Source organism: Photobacterium ganghwense, assembly GCF_017329545.1.
Classification (GTDB): domain Bacteria; phylum Pseudomonadota; class Gammaproteobacteria; order Enterobacterales; family Vibrionaceae; genus Photobacterium; species Photobacterium ganghwense.
In genome coordinates, this window is record NZ_CP071325.1 from 2,203,679 (window position 1) to 2,216,006 (window position 12,328).

General features: G+C 50.1%; 10 protein-coding genes. 6 read left to right on the plus strand and 4 right to left on the minus strand.

Annotated features, from left to right (window positions below; genetic code table 11):
- Positions 1-557: 557 nt before the first annotated feature.
- The 5 genes from FH974_RS10040 (at position 558) to FH974_RS10060 (ending at position 6,310) form a co-directional block, all read left to right on the plus strand.
- A complete protein-coding gene (locus tag FH974_RS10040; protein ID WP_047884138.1) occupies positions 558-2,144 on the plus strand; it encodes an L-lactate permease in 1,587 nt (528 codons plus the stop codon).
- Positions 2,145-2,312: 168 nt separating this feature from the next.
- The gene (locus tag FH974_RS10045; protein ID WP_207103246.1) at positions 2,313-3,032 is read left to right on the plus strand and encodes a (Fe-S)-binding protein; all 720 of its coding nucleotides are present in this window, start codon (positions 2,313-2,315) and stop codon (positions 3,030-3,032) included.
- Between the two features lie 11 nt (positions 3,033-3,043).
- Positions 3,044-4,453, plus strand: coding sequence for a LutB/LldF family L-lactate oxidation iron-sulfur protein (locus FH974_RS10050; RefSeq protein ID WP_047884136.1), 1,410 nt, complete (start codon positions 3,044-3,046; stop codon positions 4,451-4,453).
- Between the two features lie 15 nt (positions 4,454-4,468).
- Positions 4,469-5,209: a LutC/YkgG family protein gene (locus FH974_RS10055; RefSeq protein WP_207103247.1), complete on the plus strand. Its 741-nt coding sequence runs from the start codon at positions 4,469-4,471 to the stop codon at positions 5,207-5,209.
- A 195-nt stretch (positions 5,210-5,404) separates the two neighbouring features.
- The gene (locus tag FH974_RS10060; protein WP_207103248.1) at positions 5,405-6,310 is read left to right on the plus strand and encodes a LysR family transcriptional regulator; all 906 of its coding nucleotides are present in this window, start codon (positions 5,405-5,407) and stop codon (positions 6,308-6,310) included.
- 217 nt (positions 6,311-6,527) lie between these two features.
- Here FH974_RS10060 and FH974_RS10065 read toward each other — a convergent pair whose 3' ends face one another.
- Positions 6,528-6,908, minus strand: coding sequence for a group II truncated hemoglobin (locus FH974_RS10065; protein WP_242551821.1), 381 nt, complete (start codon positions 6,906-6,908; stop codon positions 6,528-6,530).
- Positions 6,909-7,049: 141 nt separating this feature from the next.
- Positions 7,050-7,718, minus strand: coding sequence for a PEP-CTERM sorting domain-containing protein (locus FH974_RS10070; RefSeq protein ID WP_047884132.1), 669 nt, complete (start codon positions 7,716-7,718; stop codon positions 7,050-7,052).
- Between the two features lie 558 nt (positions 7,719-8,276).
- On the opposite strand from FH974_RS10070, the gene FH974_RS10075 reads away from it, so the two are divergent.
- On the plus strand, positions 8,277-9,260 hold the full coding sequence (locus FH974_RS10075) for a collagen-binding domain-containing protein (protein WP_207103711.1): 984 nt from the start codon (positions 8,277-8,279) through the stop codon (positions 9,258-9,260).
- Positions 9,261-9,664: 404 nt separating this feature from the next.
- On the opposite strand, the gene FH974_RS10080 is transcribed toward FH974_RS10075, so the two are convergent.
- Together FH974_RS10080 and FH974_RS10085 are read right to left on the minus strand one after the other, a co-directional pair.
- Positions 9,665-10,456 carry a tetratricopeptide repeat protein gene (locus tag FH974_RS10080; RefSeq protein ID WP_047884130.1) on the minus strand — a complete coding sequence of 264 codons (792 nt, stop codon included), beginning with the start codon at positions 10,454-10,456 and terminating at the stop codon, positions 9,665-9,667.
- 706 nt (positions 10,457-11,162) lie between these two features.
- Entirely contained in the window at positions 11,163-12,167 is a 1,005-nt protein-coding gene (locus FH974_RS10085; RefSeq protein ID WP_207103249.1) for a DUF4382 domain-containing protein, read from the minus strand.
- Between the last annotated feature and the right edge of the window lie 161 nt (positions 12,168-12,328).

Sequence of the window (12,328 nt, forward strand, 5' to 3'; positions counted from 1 at the left end):
GAACAACCTGTGCCGACCAACGGAACAGAACAACGAAACTGGCGGCTGAGCATGGGACACAAAGCCACCAAAGCGAAGAAGTTTCAGTCGACAAAACTGAAATTAAATTTCACCAAATAACAACCAAAACTCTATTTTGTAGTAATTTTACAAGTTAATGACTTTTTTGACGGAATTTATCACCTTGTTAATAGACTTGATCGGTATGAAATCAGTGAATATCACTCTCATGATTAGTGCAGGTATATAAAATCATTGTTTCCAAAACTCCACAAATAGAAACATTCCCGCACCACTTATTATAAACAAGCTATTGTTTTATATAAAAATAGCTATTGAGCACTTCATAAACAAAGGTGCATCTATCACAAATTGTTGTTTTCCGTTACTCAATCCAATCTAAAAAAACATAGCATCAGGGGGAATGATACTTACAATAATCTCCCCACGACGTCCTCTATTCAAAAATTTAAACAAAATTACAACGTATAAATGCGATTCGCCCGTCGTGCGGTTCGTTCTCTGTCACAGAATTATACGATGGAGTGGAAGTACCCATGTTGAACCTGATTATTTCAGTAGTCCCTATTCTGCTGCTGATTTGGATGATGACTAAGCGAAATGCCCTGCCTTCGCACATTGCGTTGCCGGTAACCGCCACCATCATCGGTGCCCTACAGCTATTTTATTTCGGTTCAGACCTGACTGAACTCAGCGCCAACATCATGGCCGGTATTCTGTCTGCTATTACCCCTATTTCGATCATCGCAGGCGCAATTTTGCTGAACCGCACCATTGCACTGTCAGGCGCAGAAGCCGTGATTCGTCGCTGGCTTGAAAACATCAGCCGTAACCAAGTCGCGCAGTTGATGATCATCGGCTGGGCCTTTGCCTTTATGATTGAAGGCGCATCCGGCTTTGGTACGCCAGCCGCCATTGCTGCTCCTATTCTGGTCGGCCTGGGTTTTAACCCGCTGCAGGTCGCAATGCTGGCGCTGGTGATGAATACCGTACCGGTTTCCTTCGGGGCTGTCGGTACACCAACCTGGTTTGGTTTTGCCAACCTTGGCCTGACCGAAGCAGAACTGCTGGAAACCGGCCGTAATTCCGCCCTGATGCACTCCATCGCCGCATTTATTATTCCGCTTCTAGCTCTACGATTTGTGGTGAGCTGGCAACAAATTCGTCGCAACCTGCTGTTTATCCAGCTGAGTGTACTGTCCTGTACGATCCCTTACTTCCTGCTGGCACAGTGGAACTACGAGTTCCCGGCCCTGGTAGGTGGTGCAGTGGGTATGTCGCTGTCGGTACTGCTGGCGAAAATGCGTGTCGGTCTGGAAACGTCTGAAGACGACCACAACCGTGCCGCGCAGGAAGCCATCCCGTTTGGCCAGGTACTGAAAGCCATGAGCCCGACCCTGATGCTGATCGGTATTCTGATCGTGACCCGTATACAGCAATTGGGCATCAAAGCCATGCTGAACGATGCGACCCCGATGCTGAACATCGACTTGGGCTTTCTGGGTCAGTTCTCTGTCAGCCAGGCGCTAATCATCCAATGGTCTGAGATTTTCGGCACCAGCACCGCATGGTCTTACAAAACCCTGTATGTCCCGGCGCTGATTCCGTTCTTCCTGGTCGTACTGATCTCCATTCCGGTGCTCGGCCTGAGTAAGAAGGTGGTAACGCAAGTGTTCACGGAAACGGCAAGCCGGATTCGGATGCCGTTTATCGCTCTGGTCGGCGCGCTCATCATGGTCAAATTCATGATGATGGGTGGCGCTAACTCGCCAATAATGACAACCGGTCGCGCGTTCTCTGAGCTAATGGGCACTAACTGGCAATACTTTGCTTCGTACCTGGGTGCACTGGGGGCGTTCTTCTCCGGCTCAGCAACGGTTTCCAACCTGACGTTCGGCGGTATCCAGCAAACTATCGCCCACACAGTCGACCTGCCACAAACCACGATTCTGGCCCTACAGTCGGTGGGTGGCTCCATGGGTAACATGGTGTGTATCAACAACATTATCGCGGTATCGACCATTCTGGGGATCGCGAACAAAGAAGGCTACATTATTAAACGTACCGTGGTGCCTATGGTGCTGTACGGCATCATCGTGGCGATTGCCAGTACGTTTATCTGAGCCCGCCTGCCAGAGCAGGAACACGAATAAACGGCGGAAATTAGGAACAGCCGCCATTGCTCCCGGCAGACACTGTCGGGAGCAAAATAATAAGCGTAATACGCACAAAGCAACGGATGTTGCGAGTACGACACTTAAAGGCGGCATGAACCGTCAACTGGAGCAATTATGAAGGTAAACTTTTTCGTCACCTGCCTTTGCGATACGGTGAAGGCCAACGTGGCAAAAAAAACGGTCTTATTACTTGAGCAACTTGGCTGTGAAGTCATTTTCCCTGAAGAACAGGGATGCTGTGGCCAGCCTTCGCTAAACAGCGGGTATATCGAAGGCAGCAAGCCGGCGATGAAAAACCTGATTCGTGCTTTCGAGTGCAATGATCTGCCAATCGTCACTCCTGCGGGTTCTTGTGCCGCGTCAGTCAAACGCTACCCGGAATACCTGGCCAGCGAGCCTGAGTGGGCAGAGCGTGCGCAGAAAGTCGCTGACCGCCTGTTCGAACTGACCCAGTTCATCGTTAATCACCTGGGAACCGTGAACGTGGGTGCACGCCTTGAAGGCCGCGCCGTTTACCACCCTTCCTGCAGCCTTATCCGTAAGCTGAATATACGTGAAGAGCCGCTGAAACTGCTGGCCAATGTTGAAGGTCTGGAAATGCTGCCGATTGCCAACCAGGAAACCTGCTGTGGTTTCGGTGGTACGTTCTCGGTCAAGATGTCAGAGATCTCCGGCGAGATGGTGAAAGAAAAAGTTCACCACATTTCGGATGTGGAACCCGACTACCTGATTGGTGCCGATATCAGCTGCCTGATGAATATCGGCGGCCGTATCAGCCGTGAAGGTAAGCCAATTAAAGTCATGCACATTGTTGATGTGCTGATGAGCCGCTAAGGGGAAAGACCATGTCAATGAAAACCAGTGATCAGAACTTCAAGCAACGTATTGATGTTCAGATGCAAGATTCGTTCATGCGTGAGTCTGTCGCCAACGCGCAAACCCGCATGTTCACCAACCGTCAAATCGCTGCTGACAAACTGGGCAACTGGGAGCAGTGGCGTGAAATGGGCATGGATATCCGTAACCATGTTCTGGAAAACCTGGATTACTACCTGCACCAACTGAGCGAAAAAGTACAAGAGAACGGCGGTCACGTTTTCTTTGCGGCCACCGCGCAGGAAGCCACTGACTACATCGAAGGCATTGTAAAAGCCAAAAATGCCAAAAAGATTGTGAAGTCCAAGTCGATGGTGACCGAAGAAATCAGCCTGAACAAGGTGCTGGAAGCCAACGGCTGTCAGGTGGTTGAAACCGACCTGGGCGAATACATTCTGCAGGTAGATGACTATGATGCCCCGTCACACATCGTGGTACCGGCCCTGCATAAAAACCGTTTCCAGATCCGCGATGTGTTCCGCGACAAAATCGGTTACGAAGGAACAGAAGATCCGGAAGAGCTGACCCGCTACGTGCGTAATTATATCCGCCACGATTTCCTGGAAGCTGACATCGGTATTACCGGCTGTAACTTTGCCGTTGCAGAATCCGGCACCGTGGCACTGGTAACCAACGAAGGTAACGCCCGTCTGGCCACTACCCTGCCGAAAACGCACATCGCCGTAATGGGGATGGAGCGTATGGTACCGACTTTCGAAGAGCTGGATATCGTGATCAGCCTGCTGTGCCGCAGCGCCGTCGGCCTGCCGCTGACCGGTTACGTCACTGCGCTGACCGGGCCGCGTGAAGCAGAGCACCTGGACGGACCGGAAGAATTCCATCTGGTGATCGTCGATAACGGCCGCTCTGACATTCTGGGTTCTGAGTTCCGCGACATTCTGCGCTGCGTGCGCTGCGCTGCCTGTGTGAACACCTGCCCGGCTTACCGTCACATCGGTGGTCAGTCTTACGGTTCTATCTACTCAGGGCCTATCGGTGCGGTGCTGTCGCCGCTGCTGGGTGATTACGACGACTTTAAAGAACTGCCTTATGCCTGCAGCCTGTGTAAAGCCTGCCATGATGTGTGTCCGGTGAAGATCCCACTGTCGGATCTGTTGCTGAAGCACCGTGAGAAAATGGCTGAGCAAAAGCTCACCCCGCTGTCTGAGCGTGCATCTGTGGCTGCCTTTAACCTGATCAATGCCCGCCCGCTACTGTGGAGCAACACCGTAAAAGTAGGTGCCACCATGGCCAGTGGCCTGATTAAAAACGGGAAACTGCCGGTTCAGCTGGGTGCGATTGGCAAATGGACCGAAGCACGTGATCTGCCGGAGCCGGATGGCGAGTCCTTCCGCAGCTGGTTTAAGAATCGTAACTAATTCAGGAGAGGCAACATGAGCCAAATTCACAATCGCGACAGCTTTCTTGACAACATCGCCCAGAAGCTGGGCCGTGCCCGTCGCACTGAGCCGGTCGCCAAACCTGAGCTGAAGCACACCTGCCACCATGATGTGATGGCTGGTTTTACCCCGGACGAGTTGAAAAACGTGCTGTGCGAGTACGCCCGCACCTCACTGGGTTCTCAGGCAATTGAAACCACCAAAGACAAACTGACGGAAACCCTGAAAGCCGTTTGCGAAGGCTACTGCCAGCCGGAAGGGGAAGACGCAGCGACCGATCCGAAAGAGACCATTATCTCTGCCGACCCGCGCCTGCTGTCCCTGATTGACATCAATGCCCTGGAAACCCCGGAGCATTGCATTCATATCTGGAATACCCAGCTGGGTTACGAGCCAAATATCGACGTTGCTGAGCGTGCCAAAGTAGGCATCGTGTTCGCGGAGCAGGCGCTGGCGGAGTCCGGCACTATGGTGCTGTACTCTCAGCCGGCACAAGGCCGGGCTATCAGCCTGTTGCCGGAAGCGTCGGTGTTTGTGGTGCCGAAAAGTGCCCTGGTAGCCCGTCTGACTCAGGCTACCCGCATTTTGCACGAGAAAGCCAGAAACGGTGAACGCATTCCTTCCTGCGTGAACTTCATTTCCGGCCCAAGCTCAACCGCCGACATCGAACTGATTAAGGTTGTGGGTGTACACGGCCCAGTGTATGCCACTTACATCATTATTGATGACATGTAATCCGTTTTCAGCCAATCTTCCAGGCTGATTCCATGGCCATACCTGCTTGGGTATGGCCATCTTTTTTGGCAAGTCTGCAGTTTCATGGTCAAATAGCGGTATCGCCGACACAATGCCGCTATCTGGCCGCTCACGACCTCGCTAACTGTCTGAGCCTTCCCGGCTGAAACCTTTCTTATCGCTAACAGGATCACTATGCCGCAAATTGATGATCTGGTACTTTTCACCCAAGTAATCGAACACGGCTCATTCAGCAAAGTGGCCGAGCTGAACAAAATGACCAAATCTGTGGTCAGTAAACGGATCAGCAAACTGGAACACGAGCTGGGCGTACAGCTGATCTACCGGACCACGCGTAAGCTGACACTGACCGAACCGGGATCTATGCTGTTTCACCGGGCAAAAGACATACACTATGTCGCGCAGTCTGCGTTTGATGCGGTTACCGGTTACAATGAAGCCCTGTCCGGCAATATTCGGGTGTCAGTGCCGACGATCTCCGGCGAACTGTTGCTGGCTGAGGCCTTATCCGATTTTTGCCAGAAGCACCCGGGGCTGAACATTGAAATGTCCATGGACAACCATTTCGTCGATCTGGTGGCAGACAATTTTGATTTGGTGATCCGTACCGGCTACCTTGAAGATTCCAGCCTGATCGCTCGTCATATCTTCAACTCGCGCTGGGTGATTTGTGCATCACCGGATTATGTCACTGAACACGGCGAGCCGGATTCCCCCAAAAGCCTGCTACGTCATAACTGCCTTGGTTACACGCACCAGAGCACTGGCCCCTTTGACTGGATTTTCCTGCGTAATACCAATGAAACCTACACCCTGAAAGTGTCTGGCAACTTTGCATCCGACAACGCTGTCGCACTGCGTAAAGCCGCGCTGGCGGGAAATGGCATCGCCTATCTGCCAACCTGCCTGATCTACGATGATTTGCAGGCAGGGCATCTGGTTGAACTGCTGCCGGAGCATTCCGGCAAGGTGGTCGGCATTTACGCGGTCTACCCTTATACCAAAAAACCGTCTAAACGCATTCAGGTGTTGATTGAACACATTCGTGAACGCTATATGGAAATGAAAGAACGCTTCTGAGTTGCCGTAAGACGATACATACAGTAAGAGAAACTACGCCGACCGTTCATTTAGCTGATGGAACATTTACGCTTACTCTTTCTGAATCAAACAATCAGACGTCTCCGGAAGCCCTTTCCGGGAACCACTTTCTGAGAAAAAACAAAAGGCTGCACATGCACACGCATGGCAGCCTTAATCTCGAAAATGGCAGGTGTGTCTAATTGACCGCTTTTCGTTAACTGCGGCTTCGGCACATTTCCGCCGGAAAAGAAAGCTGTACCATGATGTGGCGTTTGAGCAACTCATGGTAATTCTGATCATCCAGTGCTTTTTGCATACACAGCAACCAGGCTTCTTTCTCAGCGATACCAATACCAAGGTGACGATGGGCACCGGGTAAGTTCATCATGCCATACTGTTCGGTGTACCGATCAGGCCCCCCCATCCAACCCGTCAGAAATGCGGTCAGCTTCGCTTTGGACTCGGTTAAGTCTTCTGCATGCATTGCCCGTATAGTTCTGGCTTCCGGCAAGGTATCCATGTGACTGTAAAAATTGTCGACAAGTTGTCTGATACCCTCTTCACCGCCCACGGCGATAAAAGTATTGTCCCCCACCGAATAGTCCGGTGTTGATTTACGTTGAACAGAAGAAGAATCAGGTCGGTAGATGAGTGGCATAACTAGCAATTGTGTGTGACTGAAAATACTAGTTTATCCACTCTCTACCTGATTAGTAAAACCAGAGTGCCAGATCTGTTACTTAGACTGTGCCTTCTTGCGGCGACGCGCCAGCCAAGTACTTCCCGCCAACCCTAGTCCCAGGAAGGCGACGGAAGAAGGCTCTGGAACCTGAGGAGGGCTACATTGCCCCTCGCAGACATCACCAAATGTCTGATAAGCCTTGTCACTGTTGCCACCCAGCACCGATTGGCCACGAATACCGGCCGATTCAAAATCACTCAGGGTCAGGCCAAGATTAGCAATATCAAAGGTCACATCATAATACCAGTTACTGTTACCGGCTCCATTCGAACCCACCCGGACAATCACATCAAATGGATTAATGCCGCCAGGTACACCATTAAAGTTACAGCCACTCCCGCAGTTTGCATCGTTAAAGAAAAGTCCGGTCGGTGCTGTTGACGTACCACCATCTCGATTCAGCGCGACAAAATTCTGCACGTCAATATTGCCTGCATTATAAGGACCACCGTCTATGTTAAACGCGATCCCCAGAATGTCCGCATCAGCCTGCGGGACGCTGACATGAAATGTGAAACGCCCAGCTGTATTATCATCTACGGTGTAGGTGTAGCCTGCTGTTGGCGCATCTGTGTCCAACCAGCTGGTGATCGTCAACATATCAGCTGATGCTGAATTTACAAAAAACAAGCCGAGTGCTGCTGCTAGTGCTTTAACTTTCATTTTCCGTCTCCAACCAATCACGAGATTACGCATAGTTAAAAGCACAAACCAGGCCAATTATTTAACCACATGAAATAGAAGAAATTTTATTGAAACATCTATAACAGCCTATCCCCCGCTGTAAGAAATCCTGACAACTTGCCCTGCCGATTCCGGCATAACAGCCACAACGACCTGCCAGAACTACTCAATTCACCTTAAACAATGCCGCTCCAATTTCGTCAGGCAAGGCATTGAGCCAAACAGGCATGAGGCATCTGACTTCATGCTTTCCGCTTTACTTCTTACTCTCAACTCTTGCAAGACCGCCGATACAGTATGTTAAGTGGCCGAGGTAAGGCGTTCTGAGTGATGGGCCTTAAGCCGGAAGCCCTGGGTTAGAAGATCTGATTAAGCGCTTTAAGTTAGAGGCTCTAAGGTAAGCGCTCTAATTTAAAAAGCTTCAAGGCAAGGACTCTTCGTTAACCGCTGGAGGGATTAAGGTGCATCGAACGCTCTGGCCTGACTTTTGCAGTTTTTCTGGCTTCCTTTCCGACAACGAAAAAGGACGGTGACACAATGAGAGTCTCTTATTCAGCCCTGCTGTTATCCAGCCTGCTATATTCTGGCTTGGCAGCATCCGGGCCTATTGATCTGCTCAATGAGTATAACCTGATAGTTTTCAACGATCTGGATTCACAAAGCGCTGTTGAAGGCCATACCCTGGTAATGGGAAACCTGAATGGCACTGCGTCTAACTACGGCACCGGATCCGCCCCGGCTGGAGGCAGTCATCCGGCTTTAGTCATTGGCGGCGACCTGAATGCAACCGTTCAAATCGAGAACGGACACAACGCCGTATTGGGAGGTGTAAACAATGGCGCCATAAACTTCAATGGCAGTGGCGGCAGCCTGACAACTGACACCAGCGGTTATAATTTCCCACAAATTCAAACAGATCTAACAGCCTACTCCGCCTATCTGGCGTCACTGAGTAGCAATTCTCTGCTGAGCACACCTTCATCATGCTGCGGAAACGCACTTTTCAATGTCAATAATACAGTCGGTAGCAGTGAATCTGTTTTTGCGATATCCGCCTCGACTCTGTTTGAAAATCCGTATGTCCAAGCTTATGACATAGATTTTCAGGGTCAGAATCCCTATGCCGTGATCATTAATGTAGCGGGTAGTCATATTGATGATGCTGCCTTCACAGCAAACCCAATTGGCAATTTTACAAACAGCGCGATACTGGATGTGATCATCTGGAACTTTTACGAAGCCGAAACCATCAACCTCACCAGACAGTTAGGAGGTCATTTGCTGGCTCCCCTCGCGACACTCACAAATGCCAGTAACCTGAAAGGAGCAGTCGTGGTCAATCACCTGATTCAACGCGCGCTGATTCAGCAGCCCTATGATGACAGTTTTCCTCCTGTGTCCGGCAGCTACCCCGTTCCGGCTCCGGCGACCCTGCCGCTTCTGCTGATAGGGATTGGCGGGACGCTCTGGTGCCAACGTCGGCCACGCAGGCCATCGCCGGCACACGCGATTGCAGCCTGACATAACAAAGCCCTCGGATGAGGGCTTTCTCTTGGTGTCTCAGCCACTCAGTATTTTTAAGAGCATTTTCTACTAAAAAAAGCATCCACCAGCTTGCTCCGAAAGATATCTTAATGACCGAGACCTTTTCGCGATGGAGTCTTTACAATTTTTGCAAAGAGAAAGGCAAACCGTTCTCGCTAAACGACGAACAAAAAGCAATTGTGGAATAAGCGTCCAAAGTCGGTCAGGCGATTACCGTCAGCCCGGAACATAGACAATAAAAAAGGCGCCTTTTCAGGCGCCTCAGGGGATGAGCTTTTTCAGCTCGTTTTATTAGACTCGTTATTATTCAGGCTTGGGTACTGACTCTGTCAGTGTGCTTCTAAATCAAACACTGTATATCAACGGGTTATCACAAGGTGTTATAACGCAGTACTGTAAATAGTCTGGTTATTTTCGTACAGCTTCAGACGCTGCTGGAAGTTGGCGTAACGCTTTTCGTCTTGCTCGTCATCTTCCAGTTTACCCAGCGCCATTTTCTGCGCTTCAATAGCACGCTGGAATTCGCCACATGCCGCGTAAGCCGCCGCCAGGTTATCGTAGTCAGCTGCATCGCCGGTATCCGCACGGTTCAGTACCTGCTTCGCCAGTTTCAGAGCACGCTGACCATCACGCATACGCTCGTCGTCGCATGTTGCATACAACCAAACCAGATTACGTTTTGATTCCAGTGAACCGCCATTCGCCGCTTCATTGAACCATTTGATGGCTTCGCCACATTCAACCGATCCATTTACACCTGACGCATAGTAAATGCCCAGCTCTACCATCGCAGGTACATCGCCCGCTTTGGCTGCGGCGGTGTACCAGTACACAGCCTGGTGATTATCACGAGGAACAAGCTGACCAGCTTTAAACAAATCGCCGATCATCGTTTTCACTTCCGGCATATCAACAGCGGCTTTTTCCAGCCAGTACATGCCTTTCAGTGGATCGGCCTGAAGACCGTTTGTCCCTTCCAGATACGCGCGCCCCAAAAAGAGCTGCATATTTTTATCGCCCTGCTCAGCTTCCAGTTCAACATAATCCAGTGTTGCAAGAAGGTGATGCTCAGGTGACGTGGTCACAGACGCATTTGCAAATGTCGCACCCATCGCAGCAAGGCCAAGCATTGCAGTAATTACAACTTTTTTGAGGTTAGTAACAGCTGACATATCCGGGTCTCTTTCCTGTAGCAGTGAAGTCTGGAAAGAGAATTTAATGAAGTGCTGACTAAAAAACAACCAATAAAAAGTAGGCACGATCGCCAAAAAAGCCGACATATTGGGAAGTTTATTAATAGCGTCAGGCGGTTAACCCTTAAAAGAAAAGGGAATAAAAAATAAGAAATGAGAGATGGATCAGACTATTCACCGTATAACCTACACATATATGTTGAACATCCCCTGAATATACAGCCGATTATGCTGCCGAGCTTTGTTGAGCAAAACCAAAGCACAACCATAAACGCAACCATAAGCACCTATCACGACCGCTATACGTGACTGGTTACTGGCTACTGGCTACTGGCTACTGGCTACTGGCTACTGGCTACTGGCTACTGGCTACTGGCTACTGGCTACTGGCTACTGGCAGTAGGATGATCAGAAAAAGAATCCACCAACAGAACAGAACAGAACAGAACAGAACAGAACAGAACAGAACAGAACAGAACAGAACATGGTACGCAAAAGACAGGTGCAAACAGACAGGCGCAAAAAGAGTGCACAAAAAAACGGCCGGGTCACCCCTGGCCGTTTTCACGGTATGCATCATTATTTCACTGCGCACCACACACTGTTTTCACTGGCTAACGACATGGCTACAGACTTTGTCATCTGTGCTGACTTGGCCGCTTATACCGTTATGAAACAGCAAGTGTTACAGGTTACGGTAGTGGTCATCACCGGCAACAATGTGCTGGTCTTCATATTTAGAGGAACCATCCAGGTCGATATCAAGGTCAATCTGGTTTGGAGCATCCAGCAGGGCGTCACACACCAATACGATGTCGTAGTCCCCTTCCGGTACGTACTTCATACTGTAGCTGTTATCATCATTCACTTTTGCAGTCTGTACCGGTGCATAGTCTGAACCTAAATCACCATGCTGATCCATACCTGCCGGATAGAGATACACATACGCCCCAAGCACGGAGTTCGCACAGGAGGTATCGTCTACGTCGCCGTGAATGGTCGCGGCCAACGCATTATCAACAATGCGGAAACCTTCATTTTTCAGCTTGTACGCATTCTCAATCATCTGGATCATGCTGCGCAAATCAAACGACATGGTGAACGTTTTCGGTACATCGATATTGATATTCAGGCCGTCAAACTTGAGATCTTCAACAATATCCATTTTCATCTTATCGACCGGATTACCGACATATGAATAAGGTGTATTGAGGAAATCACCGTAACTGCCCTGCAGCACTGACAGCGCCATCGACGTATATTGACCCACCGGAACCAACTGCTCGGAAATCAGTTTCACCAGATCAACACCGGTGATGTCATACAAGTCGATAACGATGAACTTCGGATAGCCGTCGTTATCGACCGGAATCTCGGAGTCCGCCGGGATACACTGTTTGGAATTTATCGCATATGGATCCGCCATACTCTTGGTGGTCCACTCAATGATGGTACCGGCGAGGTCCATAAGCCGTACGGCATCAATCGCCACACAAGCCTGCAGATCATCGGCCCCATCCGGTACTTCTTTCGGTGGTTTCGACACATCCACATCAATTGGCACTTCGGTTTTGCTGGTGTTGTCATCTGCTGCCGGTGTTGTTGCCCCTGCAGAGTTCGCAGCCCCATCAGAATCACTGCACCCGGCCACGATCAACATGGCGAGCAATGGTAGTATTATTTTTTTCATCTCTTCACCCCTACGACAATGTAATCACTGGCCTTTACCAAACCAATCTGCTGGCCGCCGAAAGTTTGGTTATGTTGTTTTGGGTCCTGTCCGGATGCAATTACGTAATCCCGTCACAACACGCAACCGTCATTCAGAAAGGAAAATGGCCGAATCTGACA